This window comes from Curtobacterium sp. S6 (assembly GCF_000710345.2).
Taxonomy (GTDB): Bacteria; Actinomycetota; Actinomycetes; order Actinomycetales; family Micrococcaceae; genus Rothia.
On the sequence record NZ_JHEL01000015.1, the window covers coordinates 201,295 to 223,272 of the forward strand.

Annotated in this window: 16 protein-coding genes and 1 tRNA gene; 11 read left to right on the forward strand and 6 right to left on the reverse strand. The window is 64.9% G+C overall.

All coding sequences use genetic code 11. The annotated features are described in order from the left end of the window. Nucleotides 1-236: 236 nt before the first annotated feature. Nucleotides 237-4,898: a glutamate synthase large subunit gene (gltB, locus tag CURSPS6_RS03175; RefSeq protein ID WP_030014084.1), complete on the forward strand. Its 4,662-nt coding sequence runs from the start codon at nt 237-239 to the stop codon at nt 4,896-4,898. Beyond that, nucleotides 4,891-6,351 carry a glutamate synthase subunit beta gene (locus tag CURSPS6_RS03180; RefSeq protein WP_030014086.1) on the forward strand — a complete coding sequence of 487 codons (1,461 nt, stop codon included), beginning with the start codon at nt 4,891-4,893 and terminating at the stop codon, nt 6,349-6,351. The genes gltB and CURSPS6_RS03180 overlap by 8 nt, the downstream gene beginning before the upstream one ends. Before the next feature lie 75 nt (nt 6,352-6,426). Here CURSPS6_RS03180 and CURSPS6_RS03185 read toward each other — a convergent pair whose 3' ends face one another. After that, nucleotides 6,427-6,963: a flavodoxin domain-containing protein gene (locus CURSPS6_RS03185; RefSeq protein WP_030014087.1), complete on the reverse strand. Its 537-nt coding sequence runs from the start codon at nt 6,961-6,963 to the stop codon at nt 6,427-6,429. A gap of 348 nt (nt 6,964-7,311) precedes the next feature. Between CURSPS6_RS03185 and pyk the strand changes: the two genes are divergently transcribed. Next, complete coding sequence (pyk, locus tag CURSPS6_RS03190; protein ID WP_030014088.1) at nt 7,312-8,781, forward strand: pyruvate kinase; 1,470 nt, start codon at nt 7,312-7,314, stop codon at nt 8,779-8,781. Between the two features lie 190 nt (nt 8,782-8,971). Then, nucleotides 8,972-9,056, forward strand: a tRNA-Leu gene (locus tag CURSPS6_RS03195). A gap of 162 nt (nt 9,057-9,218) precedes the next feature. On the opposite strand, the gene CURSPS6_RS03200 is transcribed toward CURSPS6_RS03195, so the two are convergent. Further along, entirely contained in the window at nt 9,219-9,815 is a 597-nt protein-coding gene (locus CURSPS6_RS03200) for a hypothetical protein (RefSeq protein ID WP_030014089.1), read from the reverse strand. A 177-nt stretch (nt 9,816-9,992) separates the two neighbouring features. Then, the gene (locus CURSPS6_RS03205; protein WP_030014090.1) at nt 9,993-10,598 is read right to left on the reverse strand and encodes a dihydrofolate reductase family protein; all 606 of its coding nucleotides are present in this window, start codon (nt 10,596-10,598) and stop codon (nt 9,993-9,995) included. Between the two features lie 310 nt (nt 10,599-10,908). Here CURSPS6_RS03205 and CURSPS6_RS03210 point away from each other — a divergent pair, with 310 nt between their 5' ends. The 3 genes from CURSPS6_RS03210 to CURSPS6_RS03220 all read left to right on the forward strand — a co-directional run bounded on the left by CURSPS6_RS03210 (nt 10,909) and on the right by CURSPS6_RS03220 (nt 13,029). Continuing rightward, complete coding sequence (locus CURSPS6_RS03210) at nt 10,909-11,547, forward strand: hypothetical protein (RefSeq protein ID WP_030014091.1); 639 nt, start codon at nt 10,909-10,911, stop codon at nt 11,545-11,547. 161 nt (nt 11,548-11,708) lie between these two features. Beyond that, nucleotides 11,709-12,173 carry an SRPBCC family protein gene (locus CURSPS6_RS03215; protein ID WP_030014092.1) on the forward strand — a complete coding sequence of 155 codons (465 nt, stop codon included), beginning with the start codon at nt 11,709-11,711 and terminating at the stop codon, nt 12,171-12,173. Between the two features lie 241 nt (nt 12,174-12,414). Next, entirely contained in the window at nt 12,415-13,029 is a 615-nt protein-coding gene (locus CURSPS6_RS03220) for an ANTAR domain-containing response regulator (protein ID WP_030014094.1), read from the forward strand. Between the two features lie 70 nt (nt 13,030-13,099). On the opposite strand, the gene CURSPS6_RS03225 is transcribed toward CURSPS6_RS03220, so the two are convergent. Continuing rightward, entirely contained in the window at nt 13,100-13,552 is a 453-nt protein-coding gene (locus CURSPS6_RS03225) for a hotdog fold thioesterase (protein ID WP_035810149.1), read from the reverse strand. A gap of 44 nt (nt 13,553-13,596) precedes the next feature. Between CURSPS6_RS03225 and polA the strand changes: the two genes are divergently transcribed. The 3 genes from polA (at nt 13,597) to rpsA (ending at nt 19,563) form a co-directional block, all read left to right on the forward strand. Beyond that, on the forward strand, nt 13,597-16,401 hold the full coding sequence (gene polA, locus CURSPS6_RS03230; protein WP_235503664.1) for a DNA polymerase I: 2,805 nt from the start codon (nt 13,597-13,599) through the stop codon (nt 16,399-16,401). 47 nt (nt 16,402-16,448) lie between these two features. Then, nucleotides 16,449-17,795 (forward strand): GNAT family N-acetyltransferase, encoded by a 1,347-nt coding sequence (locus CURSPS6_RS03235; protein ID WP_030014098.1) that lies wholly within the window; start codon nt 16,449-16,451, stop codon nt 17,793-17,795. 274 nt (nt 17,796-18,069) lie between these two features. Next, complete coding sequence (gene rpsA, locus CURSPS6_RS03240; RefSeq protein WP_030014099.1) at nt 18,070-19,563, forward strand: 30S ribosomal protein S1; 1,494 nt, start codon at nt 18,070-18,072, stop codon at nt 19,561-19,563. A gap of 111 nt (nt 19,564-19,674) precedes the next feature. On the opposite strand, the gene CURSPS6_RS03245 is transcribed toward rpsA, so the two are convergent. Then, the gene (locus CURSPS6_RS03245; protein WP_030014101.1) at nt 19,675-20,367 is read right to left on the reverse strand and encodes an IMPACT family protein; all 693 of its coding nucleotides are present in this window, start codon (nt 20,365-20,367) and stop codon (nt 19,675-19,677) included. A gap of 91 nt (nt 20,368-20,458) precedes the next feature. On the opposite strand from CURSPS6_RS03245, the gene coaE reads away from it, so the two are divergent. Beyond that, nucleotides 20,459-21,067, forward strand: coding sequence for a dephospho-CoA kinase (gene coaE, locus CURSPS6_RS03250; protein ID WP_030014102.1), 609 nt, complete (start codon nt 20,459-20,461; stop codon nt 21,065-21,067). A 31-nt stretch (nt 21,068-21,098) separates the two neighbouring features. Here the strand turns inward: coaE and CURSPS6_RS03255 are convergent, their stop codons facing one another. Next, nucleotides 21,099-21,977, reverse strand: a complete 879-nt coding sequence (locus CURSPS6_RS03255) for an NAD(P)-dependent oxidoreductase (RefSeq protein ID WP_030014104.1) — start codon at nt 21,975-21,977, stop codon at nt 21,099-21,101. Nucleotide 21,978: the final 1 nt, after the last annotated feature.

Here is a 21,978-nt window from a genome sequence, read left to right on the forward strand (position 1 = left end):
TCGCTAGGGCCGAGGCCCCGGTCGGGCACGCTCGTTGCAGACGTACATGAGCCCCCTCATCGCTCGTTCGACGGCGGCATCTCCCCACCCCGAGGTGACGCGCGTTACAGCAGGTCGATGACATCCTCCGGATCGCCGACCGCGGTCCCGCGCGCCCCGACGCCCGGACCGAAGAACTCGAACGGCTCCGACCGGACCCGAGTTCACGGACTGACACGAGGAGGAGAGGCTTCACGATGAATGACTTCGACCAGACCGAATCCGCCGATGAACGCGGCCACGCACGTTCACCCTTCACCACGTTCGCGAACATTCCGGAAAAACAGGGACTGTACGACCCGGATTTCGAGAAAGACGCGTGCGGGCTGGCGATGATCGCGAGCCTGACCGGGGACGCGACGCACGACGTCGTGGATAAGGCGCTGACGGCCCTCCGCTCCCTCGAACACCGCGGTGCGGTCGGCGCGGACGAAGGCACCGGTGACGGCGCCGGCCTGCTGACGCAGGTGCCCGACGAATTCTTCCGACGCCACGTCGATTTTGACCTTCCGCCGCTGGGTAAGTACGCCGTCGGAACCGCATACTTGCCGACCGACGGGGTCAACTCCGCGGAGCTCAAGGAAGCCCTGACGGAGATGGCCGAAGGCGAAGGCGCCAGGGTCGTGGGTTGGCGCGAGGTGCCCGTGGACTCCAGCGTGGTCGGCGGTTCGGCGCGGGCGGTCATGCCGTACTTCGTGCAGATGTTCATCGCCGAGGCCACGACGGACGAAACCCGTGAAGCGTTCACCGGCCACATCCCGGTGGTGAATCTGGACGCGGATCAGCAGCGTCGACAGCTCGACCACAAGGCTTTCCGCGTGCGCAAGCGGGCGCAGCACAAGCTCGGGATCTATTTCCCGTCCTTTTCCTCCCGCACGATCACGTACAAGGGCATGCTGACCACGGCCCAGCTCGAGCCGTTCTATCCGGACCTCTCCGATCCGCTGTTCGTGACGAAATTGGCGATCGTCCACTCGCGGTTCTCGACGAACACGTTCCCCTCCTGGCCCCTGGCACAGCCGTTCCGGGCGATCGCTCACAACGGCGAGATCAATACCGTCAAGGGCAACCGGAACTGGATGCGCGCCCGGCAGTCCCAGCTGAAGTCCCCGGTGCTCGGCCGGCACCCCGAGGAACTGTTTCCGATCTGCTCGGTGGGCGCCTCCGACTCGCAGTCCTTCGACGAGGTCGTCGAGTTGTTGATGCTCTCGGGCCGCTCGATGCCCGAGGCGATCATGATGATGATCCCCGAGGCGTGGGAGAACCACGAGTCGATGGACGAGGATCGTCGCGCGTTCTATCGCTATCACTCCACGCTCATGGAGCCGTGGGACGGTCCCGCGGCGGTGACCTTCACCGACGGCGACCTGGTGGGCTCGGTTCTGGACCGTAACGGGCTGCGCCCGGGACGGTACTGGGAGACCGAGGACGGGCTCGTGATTTTTGCCTCCGAGGTCGGCGTGGTCGATCTGGGGGACACCAAGATCGTCTCGAAGGGCCGCGTCGCTCCGGGCAAGATCTTCCTCGTCGACACCAAAGAGGGACGGATCGTTCCCGACCAGGAGGTCAAGGACGAGGTTGCGGCCCGGAATCCCTGGAAGGAGTGGGCGGATCAGAACATCATGACGCTCGCCGACCTGCCTGAACGCGAACACCGCAATCCCTCCGCCCAGTCGATCCTGATCCGTCAGCAAACCTTCGGATACACACACGAGGAACTGAAGTCGCTTCTCGGACCGATGGCCGCCAAGGGAGCGGAGCCGATCTACGCGATGGGCACGGACACCCCGATCGCGGTCCTGTCCGGTCGCCCGCGGCTTCTCTTCGATTACTTCATCCAGTCATTCGCGCAGGTTACCAACCCGCCGTTGGACTCGATCCGCGAGGAACTCGTGACGTCGTTGCGCTCTTCCTTGGGGCCGAACGGCAACCTTCTGCGCAACGGCTATGTCCCGACGCGTCAGCTCGAGCTCGATTTCCCGGTGATCGACAATGATCAGCTCGACAAGATCATGCACATCGAAGACGAAGACGGCATGTCGACGGCGCTGAAGGTGCGTGGCCTCTACAACCCGGCCGGTGGGGCGGCCGCGCTGCGCTCGCGCCTGTCCGAAATCTGCGAAAAGGTTTCGGCGGCCGTCAACCGCGGTGTCGAATACGTCGTGCTGTCGGACCGCAATTCGAATGCCAACTGGGCGCCCATCCCGTCCCTGCTGCTCACCGCCGCGGTGCACCACCATCTCTTGCGATCCGCGACGAGGACCAAGGTGGGGTTGGTCGTCGAGGCCGGCGACGTCCGAGAGGTCCACCACGTGGCCGCGCTCATCGGGTTCGGTGCCTCGGCGGTCAACCCGTACCTCGCGATGGAGTCCGTGGAACAGCTCGTGGCGAGGGGCGAGCTGACCGGGGTCACCCCGACCGAAGCAACCAAAAACCTGATCAAGGCCTTGGGCAAGGGCTTGCAGAAGATCATGTCCAAGATGGGGATCTCGACCGTGAGCTCGTATTGCGGCGCGCAGACCTTCGAGGCCTTGGGCCTGGCCCAGACCCTCGTGGACGAATACTTCACCGGTACCCACTCCCAAATGGGCGGCGTCGGCCTTGACGTGATCGCGGCCGAGGTCAAATCCCGGCACGATCGCGCGTATCCCCAGGATGGCGTCCAGGTGCCGTACCGCAGCCTCGAAACCGGCGGCGAATACGATTGGCGGCGCGACGGGCCTCCGCACCTGTTCAACCCCCACACGGTCTTCCGGTTGCAGCACGCGACCAAGACCCGCAGCTACGACATCTTCAAGTCCTACACGAAGCTGGTCGATGACCAGTCTCGAGACCTGATGACGCTCCGAGGGCTCTTGGACTTTTCCCCGCGGCGTCCCTCGATTCCCCTGGAGGAGGTCGAACCGGTCAGCGAGATCGTCAAGAGATTCTCGACCGGCGCGATGTCCTACGGTTCGATTTCGCGCGAGGCCCACGAGACCCTCGCGATCGCGATGAACCGGCTGGGCGCCAAGTCCAACACGGGCGAAGGCGGCGAGGACCTCGAGAGGTTGCTCGACCCCGAACGCCGTTCGGCCATCAAGCAGGTGGCCTCGGGACGTTTCGGCGTCACGAGCCTCTACCTGACGAATGCCACCGATATTCAGATCAAGATGGCCCAGGGAGCCAAGCCCGGCGAGGGCGGGCAGCTGATGTCGGCCAAGGTGTACCCCTGGGTCGCGCGCACCCGGCACGCCACGCCGGGGGTTTCGCTGATCTCCCCGCCGCCGCACCACGACATCTATTCGATCGAAGACCTGGCGCAACTCATCTACGACCTGAAGCGTGCGAATCCGGAAGCCAGGGTGCACGTCAAGCTCGTCTCCGAGATGGGCATCGGAACCGTCGCCAGCGGCGTGACTAAGGCCAAGGCCGACGTCGTTTTGGTCTCCGGCCACGACGGGGGAACCGGCGCGGCCCCCATGAATTCCTTGAAGCACGCCGGAGCGCCCTGGGAGTTGGGGCTGGCCGAGACCCAACAGACCCTACTTCTCAACGGGCTCCGCGACCGCGTGGTCGTTCAGGCCGACGGGCAGATGAAGACCGGCCGCGACGTCGTCGTGGCGGCGCTGCTCGGCGCCGAGGAATACGGCTTCGCGACGGCGCCGCTGGTGGTCGAGGGGTGCATCATGATGCGCAAATGTCACCTGGACACCTGCCCGGTCGGTATCGCCACGCAGAACCCGAAGCTCCGCGAGAGATTCCGGGGCCAGGCCGACCACGTGGTCAATTTCTTCGAATTCATCGCCCAGGAGATCCGTGAATACCTGGCGGAATTGGGGTTCCGCAGCCTTAAAGAGGCCATCGGTCACGCCGAGTATCTGGATACCCGCAAGGCCGTGGCGCACTGGAAGGCCGATGGCCTCGACCTGCGCGACATCCTGAGGTCTTCGGCCGAGGAGTTCGGTGCGGAGGTCATCCGCAACACCCGGCCGCAGGACCACGAACTGGAGCGGCACATGGACAACGAATTGATTCGGCTGTCCGAACCCGCTCTGAGGAACCGAGACAAGGTCGCGATCGATCACACCGTGATCAACACCGACCGCGCGGTCGGGACCATGTTGGGACACCGCGTGACCAAAACCTTCGGCCCGGATTTCCTGGATCACGACACGATCACGCTGAACCTGCACGGTCAGGCGGGCCAATCGCTCGGCGCGTTCCTTCCGCAAGGCATCACGATCCGCATGACCGGCGATGCCAACGACTACACCGGCAAGGGGTTGTCCGGCGGGCGGATCATCATCCGTCCCGAGCCCGACGCGCTGTTCGCGGCTCAAGACAACGTGATCGCCGGCAACGTGATCGGCTACGGTGCGACGAGCGGCGAGATATTCCTGCGCGGCCAGGTGGGGGAGCGCTTCTTGGTGCGCAACTCCGGGGCCACGGCCGTGGTCGAAGGCATCGGCGACCACGGGTGTGAGTACATGACCGGCGGCGTCGCGCTGATCCTGGGCACGACGGGTCGAAATTTCGGGGCCGGAATGTCCGGGGGCGTGGCCTACGTGCTCGATCTGGACCTGACGGACGTCAACAAGGCCTCCCGGGAGTCCGGCGAGCTGACGTTCTCGGGCCTCGACCCCGAGGAAGAGCGGCTCGTCCTGGATCTCTTGCGCAGGCACGTCGAGGAGACGGATTCGGAGATCGCTCGCACGATGCTCGCCGATCCCGAAGGATCGCTGGCACGCCTCACCCGGGTTCTTCCGCGCGACTTCGCCGCGGTCCGGGACATCAGGGCGAAGGCCGAAGCAGACGGAACAGATCCGGATGGAGATCCGGTCTGGCAAGACATTTTGGAGGTGACCGCTCGTGGCTGATCCCCGCGGCTTCTTGAAATACGATCATCGCGTCGACCGGCCGAAGCGGGCCGTGCCGGTGCGCATCAGGGACTGGAAAGAGGTCCAGGTCGAGCAGGACTCGGCCATCCTCAAGGAACAGGCCTCCCGGTGCATGGATTGCGGCGTGCCTTTTTGCCACCAGGGCTGCCCGCTGGGCAACCTCATCCCGGAATGGAACGACCTCATGTGGCGTGGGCGGACGGCCGAAGCGGTCGAGCGCATGCACGCGACCAATAACTTCCCGGAGTTCACCGGTCGTGTGTGTCCGGCGCCGTGCGAGGCCTCGTGCGTCCTCGGCATCAATCAGCCCGCCGTGACGATCAAGCAGGTCGAGTACTCGATCGGCGAAAAGGCCTTCGAAGAAGGGCTGATCGAACCGCACCTTCCGGAGCGTCTGGTCGATAAGACCGTCGCCGTCGTCGGGTCGGGCCCCGCGGGGCTGGCGGCCGCGCAGCAGCTGACCCAGGCCGGGTACACCGTCGCGGTCTACGAGCGCGACGACCGCATCGGTGGGCTGCTCCGCTACGGAATCCCGGATTTCAAGATGGAAAAGTCCGTGGTCGACCGACGGATCGATGTGATGCGGGAAGAGGGAACTCGTTTCCGGGCGGGCGTCGAGATCGGACGGGACATCACCTGGGACCAATTGCGCCGTCGGTACGACGCCGTGGTGGTGGCCACCGGCGCGACGAAGCCTCGCGATCTGCCCATTCCGGGCCGTGACCTCGAGGGGGTGCACTTCGCGATGGACTACCTCGTGCGGTCGAACCGGCTCTTGGCCGGCGACGACGTTCCCGACCACATCGACGCCGAGGGAAAGCACGTCGTGATCCTGGGCGGCGGCGATACCGGCGCGGACTGCATCGGCACCGCGAACCGCCAGAAGGCGGCGTCCGTGACGACCTTGGCCATCGGCAAGCGGCCTCCGGAGGAGCGCGCCGACCACGAGCCGTGGCCCATGTTCCCGAACCTCTTCGAGGTCGCGAGCGCCCACGAGGAGGGCGGCGAAAGGAACTACCTCGCGTCGACCATCGAGTTCGTGGGGGAGAACGGCGTCCTGACCGGGCTGAAGATCGCCGATACGGAATATCGCGAGGACGGTCGACGGGCCCCGAAGCCCGGCACCGAACGCGTGATCCCCGCGGATCTGGTGTTCCTGGCCTTGGGTTTCACCGGCCAGGACTCGACGGAGATCGTCGAACAGGCCGGTGCCGAGCTGGACGGGCGGGATAACGTCGCGCGGGACGATCAATACATGACCAATGTCCCGGGCATTTTTTCCTGCGGCGACGCCGGGCGCGGCCAGTCGTTGGTGGTGTGGGCGATCGCCGAGGGGCGCGCCTGTGCGGCGGCCGTGGAACGACACCTGGTGGGGAGCACCGTCCTGCCGGAGCCGGTGGCTCCGACGGATCGTCCCATCAATCTGCTCTAGACCGTCGGTGGCTCACCACGCGGAAGGCTCCCGGATCTCCCAGGATCCGGGGGCCTTCCGCGTGAGATGCGATTCTCAGAGGGTTTTGAGTCTCTGCACGAAGGGCGTGATCGACGAGCGATCACGGTAGTCGGCCGACCCTCCGTAGCACTCGATCATCTGGCGATCGGTCTCGGATTTGTGGGGTTTGGTTTTGAGAAAGGTCTTGACGCCCATCATCGCGGTCCTGTGGGAGCGCGAGAGGATCGAATAGTCCATGCCGCCGCGAAAATGCGCGGTGGGGGCGCCGTCTCGGTAGGCGTCGCCGAGATTCTTGGCGATCACGTCGTCGAGCTTTTCTTTGGGCTGGGAGACATCCCCGGAGAACGAGACCGTGAAGTACGCCAATTTCTTCGACGAGAGCGCATCCGCGATGGCCCCGACCTGGTCGGCGCCCGTGAGCTTGCCGGCGTAGTCGCTCTGGCCGATCACCACGAGGTCCGCCTCGGAGATTTCCCGCTCGGTCGCGTCCTCCAGGGGGAGTGCGCGGCCGCCCATGTCCTCGGCGATCCATTCGGCGTAGGAGCGGGTGTATCCGTAATTCGATCCGTAGAGCACGAGGGTCGTGGCCAAAGGTTCTCCTCTTGATCCATTCCGCGGGGATGCGCGTTTGCTGAGTCTCGGGTGTGCCCATCACGGCACGTCTCCACTCTAGCGGTGACCGTCCGGCGAGCCGACGCGCGTGCCCTTGCGAATGTGGGTGGATGTGGGAAATTTGGGAATCGGGTGTCATCGTGCTCACCCGCGGGCGGCGGACCGAATCTGGGCAGGGCTGCCGCCGATCCCACATATACCGCCGTGACTAGGCGGAATTGCGCCCATCCTCGGTCATCCGGCCGCGTGGTGTCCCGTTGTTCTTAATCTGAGGAACCGGGGCTGTCTTACTGTTCATGTGGCTTTAGGGGAACTAGAGTTGACGATATGAGACGCGCAAAAATCGTATGTACCCTTGGACCAGCCCTTTCCAGCTACGACAAAGTCTCGGAGGCCATCTCCGCCGGACTGAACGTCGCCCGGCTGAACATGAGCCACGGCGACCACGAGGTTCACACCAATAACTACGACAACGTTCGCCGAGCGGCCGAGCACCTCGGCAAGAATGTCGCCATTCTGGCGGACATTCAGGGACCGAAGATCCGCCTCGAGACCTTCGCGGACGGCCCCGTTGAGCTCGCCGCCGGGGATACCTTCAAAATCACCGTCGAGGACGTTCCCGGTAATCAGGAGATCTGCGGCACCACCTATAAGGGTCTTCCCGGAGACGTGCGGCCGGGCGACGCGCTGCTGATCGACGACGGCAAGGTCCGTCTCGAAGCGACGCAGGTTGACGCCACGACCGTGACCACCCGCGTCGTCGTCGGCGGCAAGGTCTCGGATCACAAGGGCATCAACCTTCCCGGCGTGGCGGTTTCCGTGCCCGCGCTGACCGAGAAGGACGAGAAGGATCTTCGCTGGGCCTTGAAGACCGGCGTGGACATCATCGCCCTGTCCTTCGTTCGCTCGGGGGACGACATCACGCGGGTGCACGAGATCATGGAAGAGGAGGGCCTTCGGCTCCCCGTGATCGCCAAGATCGAGAAGCCCCAAGCCGTCGACAACCTGCAGGACATCGTCGATAAGTTCGACGGCATCATGGTTGCGCGTGGCGACCTCGGCGTGGAGTACCCGCTCGAGGAAGTCCCGCTGGTCCAGAAGAAGGCCATCACCTTGGCCCGCCGTTGGGCCAAGCCGGTCATCGTGGCCACCCAGGTCCTCGAATCGATGATCACCAACCCCATGCCGACCCGTGCGGAAGCCTCTGACTGCGCCAACGCCATTCTCGACGGCGCGGATGCGGTGATGCTTTCCGGCGAGACCTCGGTGGGTAAGTACCCGATCATCACCATCCAGACGATGGCCCGGATCGTGGAATCCACGGAGCAGCACGGCTTGGATCGCGTGCCCGCCCTGGGGTCTTCCCCTCGGACGCGCGGTGGCGCCGTGACCTTGGCCGCGGTGAATATCGCGGATCAGCTCAACGTCAACTACATCTGCACTTTCACGCAGTCCGGTGACTCGGCCCGTCGTCTGTGCCGGTTGCGTCCGTCCAAGCCCGTGCTGGCCTTCACCCCGGACCCCAAGGTGCGCGCCTTCATGGCCCTCTTCTGGGGAATCGAAGCGGTCCAGCAGAGCGAGTACAAGGACACCGACAGCATGACGGAAGCGGTGGACCAGTACCTGTTGAAGTACAACCTCGCGAAGCCGGACGAGCTGCTGGTCATGACCGCCGGAACGCCCCTGGGCGTCGCGGGCTCGACCAACATGGTCAAGGTGCACCGCGTCGGAGATCTCGACGACTCGGGCTCCCGCACGCCGGAGAGCCGCGAGAAGCTGGGGCCGTACAAGCACTAACGACTCTGCGACTCGTCGCGGAATCTTCCGCGGCAGGCAACGCAGGCCGGCGCGCGTCGATGGGGCGGGGATTCTTCCCCGCCCCATCCGCTGGCCTAGGGCGGGTCGTCGGCCCCTTGATTTCCGAACCGGCGGACGGTTGTGTAAAGTGTTCATGGCTCGTGACGACGAACGATCGTCACGATCACTGGCCCAAGTGGCGGAATTGGCAGACGCGCCGCACTCAAAATGCGGTTCTTCACGGAGTGTGGGTTCGAGTCCCACCTTGGGCACCAGCCAGCAAAAAGGCGGCCTTCGAGCGCTACGTTGCGTAGCGCGCGAAGGCCGCCTTTTGTCTACCCGTCTATCGTCGATCCGCGCCGATGCAAACGAAACGCGTCCAACTCACGTCCCGCCAATGTGGCATGAATGATCGAGAAGCGATCGCGCACCGCGGCTTAATAGATGCCATCCGGGCTGATGCCGGAGGTGTAGTCCTTGACGATCGACGAGTCCACGGGGACGGCGTTGGGTTCGACGATCGTGCCGCCGGTGACGCTCGTGATCACGATCTTATTCGTGATTCGCCCGCTGGTCGTTGCGGAGGCCCCGTCGTTAAAGGTGAGAAGAAAATTGGGGATGCTCGACCCGCGCGCCAGTTTCGGGGTGACCGTTCCGTTCGGAATGGTCCATGTCAGCGTCGTGCGGTGGGTCGAGGCGTTGTACGCGCCCCGGGTGATCGACCCGTAACTGGTTACGACGCGAAAACTTCTCTCGTCGGTCGCCGCGCTCAGCAGTCCGACGATATCGATGGTGACCACCATGGGTGCCTGAAGAGTCATGGAGCTGACGGTCGACGACGTCGCCAAACCCAGGTTGACCGTCACGGTGTTGTACGCGCCGTTGGCCCCGCCGCCGCCGTCGAAGAGTACGCCCAAGTCCGGATTGGTGGGCGACGCCGCATAGGCCGGTACGGCCGCCGTGGCGATAATGGTGGGCGCGGACCAGGCCGCTGCCGTGGCGAATTTTCTGCGACCGATTGACCGATGTTCCATGTGGTTCTCCCGAAGTTGACGTACGGGTCGGAACATTGCCGACGAGGAGCCGTCACTCGAATTCAGCGAGTGAGCGCTCACGCCCAGCCTAGCGTACTCGCGAGTATTTAATGCAAGAATTAAATTCTCAGGGGGATATCCCGTGGGTTCACCGGCGCCTTCCACCGAGCAGCGTGATCATTTATTGGGCGATTCTTCACCACAATTCGCGGGAAATGACCGCTCCGCCGGTCCAAAAACCAACACCGTGGTCCCCTTTGTATTGACCCGGTGATCGAGCAACGTCAGTGGCAGTGCGCCCCGGTTCAGATTCATGGAGTCGCTGAGCCGGCGTTCCGGTCCGGCGAAGACCGGATGGACGAAAAGGGTCAACCGGTCGAGGAGGCCGGCCTCCAGCAGCTGAGCGATGATGCTCAGGCTGCCTTGGATCGAGATATCCCGACCCTGGGTCCCCTTGAGGCCGCGCACGAAATCCATCAGGTCCCCGTCGATCACGGAACAGTTTTCCCAGGTCACGTCGTGCTGTTTCAGGGTTCGGGAAGCGACGTGTTTGGCCACGGGGTTGATGAAGGACTTGAACGGGTCCTCGACGTCCTCCCGGGTCCAGTGCGAGGCCCAGAAATCGTAGGTCTCGCGACCGAGCAGCACGTCGTCCACCGAGGAGAGCGTTTCGGTCATGACCTCACCGAGGATCTCGTCGAAGGCGTCGCCCTGCCAGGAGGACGGGTTCTCGACGGCGCCGTCGAGCGTTGTGAAGAGGTTGGCGGTGACGCGTCGCGACATGGGTGGTTCCTCATTTCCTCGAGTGTGCACTATGCGCCGGGCGGCGGCGCACGATTGCCCCGATCGTACCGTCTGGCCGCCTTCGGTAATTCCGCCGAACGGGAAAGTAGTGCGTTGCCACCCGCCGGAAATGGACGGGCGTCACATACGTGAGTTTTAACCAAAATCGCGAAAGAATCGATATTCTCTGAGTGCCACCTGGCGTATCGAGGGAAAAGGCGAATGGGGATCGCTGCATTTCCGGGGGTAGTGCGCCGCCAATTTCCGGGCCCTTTGGAGGGGCGTTTCCGGTCTATGCTTCAGGAGAATCATGGTGCTCGAGGGCGACCTCACTTATCCCCTACACAAGGCTTCGTCGAACCACGACGCGGTCCGGGTCACGCGGCGTCGGCTGGGAAAAGCCACAATGTGGACCCTTCCGACGATCGTGGCCGCCGGCGCCGTGCCGGCCTACGCCGCCACCCCGGACAGTCCCACCTTCGGTTTCCAATTCGACGGCGGGACCTTTGCTAACGGCATACCCAAGCTTGTGTTCCTCAATTTTGGGGTCGCACCCGGGGCGGCCGCGCCTTATACGTCGGCCTCCACCATCACGGTGACCTTCGACGTGGTGGGCCTCAACATGACCGATGGGGCCCCGGAGAGATCCATGACCATCACGTCGTCGCACGGCGATATCACGCGGGGCTCCTATGACTCCGCGACCCGGACCACCACGTTCACCTGGGCGATCCCGGCGGGCACCAACTTCCCGACGGTCAGCACGTCGCTGGGCGTCCCGGACGTCTCCCTCGCCTTCGGCGACGGGTTTTCGTTCCGAGGACGGGTCACCAACAAGATCGTGGTCACCTCCGTCTCCGGGGCGATCGTCTCGTCGCCGGGCCCGTTGCCGCTGGACTCCACGATCGCCAAGGATCTCTCCGGGCCGAGCGGGGACGGGATCTACTGACGGTCCCACTCCACGGTGGAGGGGAACGGAGGGAATCAGCTCCTGGCTGATCATCGGGAAGACCCTGGGATTCGTGGGGTGCACGTCACTAAGGTTGGGTGGGACAGGGTTTCCCCGGTGCGACCGGGGGAGAACCACCGCAGTCAAAGTCAGGAGGACGCATGACTGATACAACCTCGATTACGGTCAGCCGCTCCATCGATGCTCCCGCCAAGGCGATTTTTGATCTCCTGAGCAATCCGGAACGCCACCACGAATTCGACGGCTCGGGTTTTGTCGTCTCGGACGACCGCACCGATCGCATCCAGAAGTCCGGCGTGAAGTTCACCATGAACATGACCGGCGCACACATGGGCGGCGACTACAAGACCGACAACTACGTCACCGGCTACGACGAGAACAAGCTGATCGCGTGGAAGACCGCGCCGGCCGGCGAGGAGCCTCCCGGATGGGAATGGACCTGGGCCCTCGAGTCCACGGGCTCCGATTCGACCGACGTGACGCTGACCTACGACTGGTCCGCGATGGACCCGCAGGCGGCCGCCGACCTGGGCATGCCCCTGGTCAAGGAAGATCAGCTCGAACAGTCTCTCGAACTGCTCGCGAACGCCGTCTCGGGAGCTTAAGCCCCGATCGGTCCGCCGATGACGAAGCCCGGCTCCTTCCCGAGGGGAGAGCCGGGCTTCGCCGCGTCCGCCCGGGGCGGGTGTGGGCGAATAGTCATCCACGGATGACTGCGGTACGCCTCGGAATTCGACGCGGGGACGTAAACTGGCATCTGAGCCAACCCATACACGGCGGTCGCCTCCCCGAGGCGGGCGCGTATCAGAGGAGTGCACGGTGACAGAGCCGACGCCAGAGCAGGACATGGCAGACCTGGAGACGACGCCGCAGGTCGAGGAATCATCCCCGGAGGCCCGCACGGTCGTCGTCGCCGAGGACGAGGCGCTCATCCGTCTCGATATCGTGGAGATCCTCAAGGACCAGGGCTTCGAGGTCCTGGCCGAGGCCGGCAACGGCGAGGAAGCCGTGGAACTGACCAGGGAACACCAGCCGGACGTCGTCCTGATGGACGTGAAGATGCCCAAGATGGACGGCATCAGCGCCGCCGAAATCATCGCCAAGGAACGCATTTCGCCCGTCGTGTTGCTGACCGCGTTCAGCCAGAAGGAGCTCGTGGACCGGGCCACCGAGGCCGGAGCCATGGCCTACGTGGTCAAGCCCTTTACCGAGAACGACCTCATTCCCTCGATCGAGGTCGCGATCAGCCGTTACGAGCAGATCAAGGCCCTCGAACAAGAGGTCACGGGCCTCAAGGAGCAGTTCGAGACGCGCAAGCTCGTCGATCGCGCCAAGTCCTTGCTGATCACCAAGATGGGATTGAGCGAACCCGAAGCCTTCCGCTGGATCCAGAAGACATCGATGGACCGTCGCCTCTCGATGCGCGAGGTCGCCGAGACCATCGTTTCCCAGGTGGCCTAAGGGGCGACGCGCCTCGGAAACACCGGCCCGGCGCCTCGGCTCGCACGAACGGGCGCCGGGCCGGTGGCGACTACCGCCGGCGGTCCACGAGCATATTCGTCATGCGCGCCGTGGACAGGCGGCGCCCCTGCTCGTCGGTCATCACGATCTCGTGGACGCACATCGACTTGCCGATGTGAAGAGGAGTGCAGGTCCCGGTGACCCACCCCTGGGAGGCCGCGCGCTGGTGCGTGGCGTTAATGTCGATCCCCATGGGCTGCTTATTGGGTCCTCCCGCGAGTCCCGCCGCGAGCGACCCCAGCGACTCCGCGAGCACCAGGTGCGCCCCTCCGTGGAGAATTCCGAAGGGTTGCTCATTGCCTTCGACGGGAATTCGGGCCACGAATTTCTCGGGCGTCATGACCTCGAACACCACGCCGAGCTTTTCGGTGAGGCCGCCCAGACCGTGCTCGCGGAAGCGCTCGTGGAATTCTTCTGGGACCCCGGCGCGGGTCAAGGACTCTGTATAGGGGTTATTCGTCATAGCGGGACTCACATCTGTCGACGGGCTGCGATTAGGATTGAGGGGTGACTTCCGCTTCATCTTCTACGCCCAGTAGCCAGAACGCCAACCAGCGCCTATTGCTCATCGACGGACACTCGATGGCCTTTCGGGCGTTTTTCGCCCTGCCGGCCGAGAATTTTTCGACCTCGACCGGTCAATGCACCAACGCCGTGTACGGCTTCGTGGCCATGTTGATCAATCTGATCAAGGGGCAACAGCCGACCCACGTCGCCGTGGCCTTCGACCTGTCCGGACCGACCTTCCGCTCGGAGCAGTACCCGGAGTACAAAGCCGGACGCGATGAGACGCCGCAGGAATTCATCGGCCAGATCGACCTGATCCAGCAGGTCATGGACGCCATGAACATCCGCAGCGTGAGCGTCGAGGGCTTCGAGGCCGACGACGTCATCGCGACCATGTCCGTTCTGGGCGCCGAGGCCGGGATGGAAGTTCTGGTGGTCTCGGGTGACCGCGACGCCTTCCAGCTGGTCAACGACAAGGTCACGGTCCTTTACCCACGCCAGGGGGTCACCAAGGACCTCCCGCGGATGGATGCCGCGGCCATCGAGGAGAAGTACGCCGTTCCGCCGGAGAAGTACCCCGATCTGGCGGCCCTCACGGGGGAGAAGGCCGACAACCTGCCGGGTGTTCCGGGCGTGGGCCCCGGGTACGCGGCCAAGTGGATCGCCAAATACGGTGACCTCGAAGGGATCCTGAGCCACGCGGACGAGATCACCGGCAAGAAGGGCGAATCGTTGCGCGCCCACGTCGAGGACGTTCGCCGCAATCGCCGCCTCAACCGGCTGGTGACCGACGTCCAGCTACCGCTGACGGTCGACGAGACCGCGCAACCGCGGCCCGACCGCGAGCGCATCAACGAGCTCTTCGACAAACTCGAATTCAATACGCTGAGGGATCGCTTGTTCGCCGTCTACGGCGAAGACACCTCGGAACCGGCGGCCGCGGAGAGCGCGATCGACGAGGTCGTCGAGCCGGGCAGCGCGGCCGAGCTGACCGAGTGGTTGCGGCGCGCCGCGCAGGACTCCAGCGCCGCCGAAGAGCACGCATCGGCGCGAGCCGCCGCGGCGGTCACGCTGCGGCCCCTCTACGGGACCGGCGAGGTGGGACATGCCCACGAGCGCGAAATCCGCGGCCTGACCCTGGTCTCGGGTCCCCACGCGGCGTGGCTGCCGTGGGGAGAACTCGACGAAGCCACACAGTCGGCGCTGACCGCGTGGCTCGAAGACGAATCCGAGCCCAAAATCGTCTTCAACGCCAAAGACGCGTACAAGTCCTTCGCTCAGCTGGGGGTTTCCCTGGGCGGCGTCGTCGACGACCCGGGGCTGTCGGCCTATCTGTGCGGTTTCATCCCTCTTCAGCGGCGCCGTGAGCACGTGTTCGAGGACCTGGTGGGGCAGTACCTTCGCACCTCCCTTCCGGAGCCCGAAGGCCAGCAGGCTCAAGAGGCGTTGTTCGACACGGCCGTGGACACCTCTTTCGAGGCCCAGCTCGCGTCGTTGACCGAGGCCCTGAGCGTGCGGCTCGACGCCGAGCTGGCCGAGAAAGACATGACCGAGCTCTCGCGCGACCTTGAGCTTCCCCTGACCCAGGTTTTGGGCTCGATGGAGCGGCTGGGCGTTTCGGTGGACGAGCAAGCCCTCGATGGATTCATCGACAACTTTGCCGGGCAGGCGAAGCAGGCCCAGGACGGCGCGTGGCAGGCAGCGGGTCACGAGGTCAATCTGGGTTCCCCGAAGCAGCTTCAGACCGTTCTGTTCGACGAGCTGGAGATGCCCAAGACCCGCAAGATCAAATCGGGGTATTCGACCGACGTCGAGTCGCTGCAGAACCTGCTGGAGAACGCGGACCCGGAGTCGCCGGGGGAGCGGTTCCTGACCGGCCTCATGCGGTACCGCGACCAGACGAAGCTCAAGCAGACGGTCGAGGGCCTGAAAAAGTCCGTCGCCTCGGACGGGCGGATCCACACGACCTTCCAACAGGCCATCGCCTCGACCGGACGACTCTCCTCGACGGACCCCAATCTTCAGAACATCCCGATCCGCACGGATGAGGGGCGCAAGATTCGCGGCGTCTTCGTGGTGGATCCCCGAGAGATCGACGGGGTGCGTTTCGAGACGCTGCTGACCGCCGATTACTCGCAGATCGAAATGCGGATTATGGCGCACCTTTCGGGGGACGAGGGGCTGATCGAGGCCTACCGTTCCGGAGAGGACCTGCACCGGTTCGTCGGCTCGCAGGTTTTCGGCGTCGATCCCTCCGAGGTCACCGGCGAGATGCGGTCCAAGGTCAAGGCCATGAGCTATGGGTTGGCCTATGGCCTGTCGTCCTTCGGTCTGTCCAAACAGCTACGCATCGGTGTCGACGAGGCCCGGGGGCTCATGAGCAATTACTTCAAGCGTTTCGGCGCCGTCCGCACGTATTTGCGCGACGTCGTCGATCAGGCGCGCAAGGACGGTTACACCCAAACCATGTTGGGGCGCCGCCGGTATCTGCCGGATCTGCAGTCGGATAATCGTCAGCTCCGGGAAATGGCGGAACGCGCCGCCCTCAACGCCCCGATTCAGGGCTCGGCCGCGGACATCATCAAGAAGGCGATGCTCGGCGTGGACCGCCGGCTTCGCGAGGAATCATTGCAATCTCGCATGCTCCTGCAGATTCACGACGAATTGATCCTGGAAGTCGCGCCGGGGGAGCTCGAAGCGGCCGAGAAGATCCTGCAGGACGAGATGGGCGGCGCCGTCGATCTGTCCGTTCCGCTGGAGGTCCAGATGGGGCACGGCCGTTCATGGAACGACGCCGCGCACTGACCCCGCCGACGCGACCGAACCTTTCCACACCACGAGGGAGAACCACGATGACCCTGAAACCGATCCACATCACCGAATTCCTGGGGAAGGACGGTAAGGCCACCGAGGACTATCGGCGGATGATGGCCCGCATCGCCCACGGATTCCACCAGGATCCCGGGGCCGCCGATGTGCAGGACTATCGTGCCCGCCGGGATCAGGCCGCGGGATTCGTGCTCCGAGGCTTCGAAGACACGACCGATCTTCCCGAGTGGGCCGGGTCCGGGCCCAAGCCGGTCGCGACGATCCTGGGGTTCCCCCTGCGCATCAACGCGGGCAAGGACGTGATCGACCTGTGGGGAATCTCCGGTGTGGGGGTCGCCCCGACGCATCGTCGGCAGGGGCTCTTGCGCTCCATGATGCACTCGGAGCTGGAGACGGCGCAGCGAAACGGCTTTCCGCTGGCCGGCCTGACCGCGACCGAGGGCGGCATCTACGGCCGATTCGGCTTTGGCATCAGTTCCCGGCAGTGCACCTATGAGGTCAATCTGCGGGCCAAGCCCCGGATTCTGACCGAGGTGCTCGAGGCCACCGGGGCCGACGGCGGATCGATCGTCGAGGCGGAGCCCCGGGGCCTGCTGGAGCTGGCCCGGGATCTCAACCGCCGACGTGTCGAGATCATCCCGGGGCAGATTTCCCGATTGACGTCGACCATGGAGGACGGGCTCGGCATCGTCTCGCTGGACAAGGAATCCTTGGATCCGCGGCGCGCGTGCGAGGCCTTCGTCTATCGGGGCCCGCGGGGCGTCGACGGCTACGCGGTGATCGAACATGAGGGGTGGGATAAAGAGTCCTCTCGGGTCAAGGTGGTCGATTTTCAGGTGGCGACGACCGCGGCGTGGGCCGGCCTCTGGGACCACCTGTTCCAGCTGGACCTCATCGACTACTTGACGTTCGAGGGGGCCCCGGGCCAGCCGCTGGGGAATCTGGTGAGGAATCCTCGCGACGTGCGCCTGACCAAGGACGTCGACCTGATCTGGACCCGCATCCTTGACGTCAAGACGGTGCTGGAGTCGCGCAGTTACCCCACGGACGGCGAATTGGTCCTGCTGATCGACGACCCCGTGGAGTTGGTGACCGGAGCCTACGCTCTGCGGGTGACGGACGGCGTCGGGACCGTGACGGCTTCCGAATATCTCCCGGAGTCGGGGCGGCGCGGAACCCAGTCCGAGGACGACGCCGAGTTGGCACCCGGTGCACCCCGCGTCCGCCTGTCGGTGGACCGGTTGGCTTCGGCGGCCTTCCGGGGCTGTCACGTGGAGGCCCGTTTCGGCGTGCTTCGCGGAGAAGGAGTCCTGCAGGCCACGCGCCTGTTCTCGGTCGACGACGAGCCTTACTGCGACTTCGATTTCTAAACGGCGTCCCGTGAGAGGTCGAATCTCCGCGGCGGCACGGGCGCGACGCGGCGCCTTGACCGGTGAGGCAGGCAGTTGCGCGCCCCGGGACACCGTGACACGCGGTGAATTTCCCGGCGGCTAGCGTTGACCCGGTTTGCCGCAAGCCATACACTAGTAGGGCGCGTTCTTTCTGCGCGCAGTCCAATAAATGTTCGGCTTCGTCCCAACACGTCCACTGGACAGGGCGGGGTCGACCGAGTACATAATCTATCCACATCGGAGCCCCTACTACATGACCACCAACACCCCGCAGGTCGCGATCAACGATATCGGAACCGAAGAAGAGTTCCTCAAGGCCGTTGACGAGACCATCAAGTACTTCAACGACGGCGATCTTGTTTCTGGCGAAGTTGTCAAGGTTGACCGCGACGAAGTTCTGCTGGACATCGGGTACAAGACCGAAGGCGTCATCCCGTCCCGCGAACTTTCCATCAAGCACGACGTCGATCCCGGTGAAGTTGTTGCCGTTGGTGATGAGGTTGAGGCTCTCGTCCTGACCAAGGAGGACAAGGAAGGCCGCCTGATCTTGTCCAAGAAGCGCGCTCAGTACGAGCGTGCCTGGGGCGACATCGAGAAGATCAAGGAAGAGGACGGCGTCGTCACCGGCACCGTCATCGAGGTCGTCAAGGGTGGCCTCATCCTCGACATCGGCCTCCGCGGCTTCCTCCCGGCTTCGCTGGTCGAGATGCGTCGCGTCCGCGATCTGGCGCCGTACATCGGTCAGGAGATCGAGGCCAAGATCATCGAGCTGGACAAGAACCGCAACAACGTGGTCCTTTCCCGCCGTGCATGGCTCGAGCAGACCCAGTCCGAGGTCCGTTCCTCCTTCCTCAACAAGCTCGAAAAGGGACAGGTCCGCACGGGCGTCGTTTCCTCGATCGTCAACTTCGGTGCGTTCGTGGATCTCGGCGGCGTCGACGGACTCGTTCACGTCTCCGAGCTGTCCTGGAAGCACATCGACCACCCCTCCGAGGTTGTCGAGGTCGGTCAGGAAGTCACCGTCGAGGTTCTCGAGGTGGATCTGGACCGCGAGCGCGTTTCGCTGTCGCTCAAGGCCACTCAGGAAGACCCGTGGCAGACCTTCGCCCGCACTCACGCGCTGGGCCAGGTCGTTCCCGGTAAGGTCACCAAGCTGGTTCCCTTCGGTGCGTTCGTTCGCGTCGAAGACGGCATCGAGGGCCTCGTCCACATCTCCGAGCTGGCAGTTCGCCACGTGGATCTGGCCGAGCAGGTCGTTTCCGTGGGCGAAGAGCTCTTCGTCAAGGTCATCGACATCGATCTGGACCGCCGCCGCATCTCGCTGTCCCTCAAGCAGGCCAACGAGGGCGTCGACCCGGACGGCACCGAGTTCGACCCGGCCATGTACGGCATGGCCGCCGAATACGACGAGCAGGGCAACTACAAGTACCCCGAGGGCTTCGATCCCGAGACCAACGAATGGCTCGAGGGCTACGAAGCACAGCGTGCCACCTGGGAGCAGCAGTACGCTGACGCCCAGGCTCGCTGGGAGGCTCACAAGGAGCAGGTCCGCAAGGCCCTGGCCGAGGATGCCGACGCCGCCGCTACCGCGGCCACCGGATCGTCGTCCTCTTCCTCCTCGTCCGCTTCCTCCGCATCGGCCCCGGCTCCGGCCAGCTACTCCTCCGAGGCGCCTGCCGATTCCGGCACGCTCGCTTCCGACGAGGCGCTGGCTGCCCTCCGCGAGAAGCTCACCGGCAACAACTAAGCCGGTCGGTTTCCCTGCGGGGAATAGCTGATAAAAGGCCCCTCACCCTGCCGGGTGAGGGGCCTTTTGCGTGTCTGCACGATGCGCGTCAGCTGTGGGGCAGCCTGCGCGTCAGAGATCGACCCAGCCGGTCTCCTTCCAGGAAATGTCGAGGCTTCCGGACGACGTGGCCGCCACCTGGGCTTCCGCGCGAGATAAACGGTCCTCCTGGTCGGGAACGGCGATGCTCAACACCGCCTTCCGCGAGGTGTATTCGGTGCCGAGGACGCTGATGTTGGCCTGACGCAGCTCGTTTTCGAGCCGCCCAGCCTCCGAGTGGGGGACCTCGATGGCGCCGTGCCGCATCCGGCGTCGGCTCACGAGCCGGGCGGCGCCCAACGCCTCGACGGTGGCCTCGGTGTAGGCGCGCACCAGCCCTCCCGCGCCCAGTTTGATGCCGCCGAAGTAACGGACGACCACCGCGCAAATGTCCGACAGGTCGGTTTGTCCTGCCTCCGAAGGTCCCGTCCGGTGGGAGAGCAGGGCCTGAAGCATGGGAATTCCGGCGGTGCCCGCGGGTTCGCCGTCGTCCGAGGAACGTTGAATCTCCCGGTCGGCACCCACCACGAACGCCGAACACACGTGCCGGGCGTCGTGGTAACGCTTCCGCAGAAGCTCGATGTAGTCCCTCGCCTCGCGTTCCGTCTCGACTCGCAGGACATGTCCGATGAATTCGCTGCGCTTGATCTCCACCAGGGCCTCGGCGGGCTCGCGTGAGGACAGAACGGTGTAGGCGCGGGCTCTCGTGTCGGCTGTTTCGGTCACCCGACCAGTGTACGGGCAGGCCCGGGTGCGGAAACGGCCGGGGCAACGGTTAGTCTGAGTGGGATATCCATCGAGGTCGTGGAGGGCAAGAATGACGGAGAAAACCTGGCATCTGGCGTTGACCGGTGGCATCGGGTCGGGGAAGTCCACCGTGGCGGGTTTGCTCGCGGGGCACGGAGCGGTTGTCGTCGACGCCGACGCGATCTCACGGCAGCTCATGGAGCCGGGCTCCGAGGTCTTGGAACGTGTGGTTGAGGCCTTCGGGCGGGACCTCCTCGACGATCGGGGGCGCCTGGATCGCGCGGCCTTGGCCCAGACCGTCTTCGCGGATCCCGAGGCCCGAGAGACTCTCAACGGCATCGTCCACCCGGCCGTGCGGGCCGAGTCCCGCCGTCAGGTCGCCGATGCGCAGGCGAGCCCGGAATTCTCCGGAGTCATCGTTCAGGACATTCCGCTCCTCGTGGAGACGGGACAGGCCGCATCCTTCGACGGGGTCATCGTGGTCGAGGCCCCGGAGGAAGTTCGCGTTGATCGACTGGTCGGCGCCCGGGGGATGTCGGTCGAGGACGCCAGGGCCCGCATCGCGTCCCAGGCGACGGACGCGCAACGCCGCGAGGCCGCCACCTGGGTCATCGATAACTCCGGGTCCCAGGACGAAACCGCGGCTCAGGTCGCGGAGCTCTGGGACCGGTTGTCCTAGCGCGGGCGGGGCCCCGCGGCCTCCCACCGGGTTACCGTTGCCGGAGCATCCGGTAGATCACGGAATCGTCCAGGCGGCCCAGGCCCTCGCGGCGCCCCCTGACGTAGAGTTGTTCGGCCGCGGAGGCCAGAGGCACCGGCTGATCGGATTGCCGGGCGGCGTCGGTCACGAGCCCCATGTCCTTGACGAAGATGTTCAGGGCCGAGCGGACGTCGTCGTACTCCTCGCGGAGCATGCGTGCCCCGCGGTCCTGAAACATGAAAGATTGGGCCGCTCCGGATCCCAAGACCCGGTGGCACTGCTCCACGTCGAGCCCCATCGAGTCCGCGAGGGCCAGGGCCTCCCCGGCCGCCGCGATGTGAACCCCGCACAACAGCTGATTGACGACCTTAAACTTCTGTCCGTCACCGGGTTGAGCACCGACCACGGGATAGGTTGCCGCCACGGCCTCCAAGAGGGGCGCCACGGTGGCCACGTCCGAGGCGTCGCCGCCGACCATGACGAGCAGCTCGCCGGTGCGGGCACGTGCCACCCCGCCCGAGACGGGCGCGTCGACGATTCGACGGGTGATGGGCGCGAGGGAGTCCGCCGCCTCCTGGAGGGCCGCCGGCCCCACCGTCGACATGACGAGAACCGTGGTCCGCTGGGAGAGGACCTCGGAGATCCCATCCTCGCCGAAGAGCACGGAATTCAGTTGTGTTCCCGTCGCGACCATGATGACGACGACGTCGGCACCCTCCGCGGCCTTCCTGGCGGACCGTGCCGGGCCGACCTCGGGCGGAAGCCCGGCGAGGGCCTCGGGGTTCAGGTCGAAGGCGGTGATGGAATGCCCGGCCCGGGAGGCCGCCGCGACCATCGGCGCCCCCATGGCGCCGAGTCCGATCCAACCGACTTTCATGCTCTCTGACATG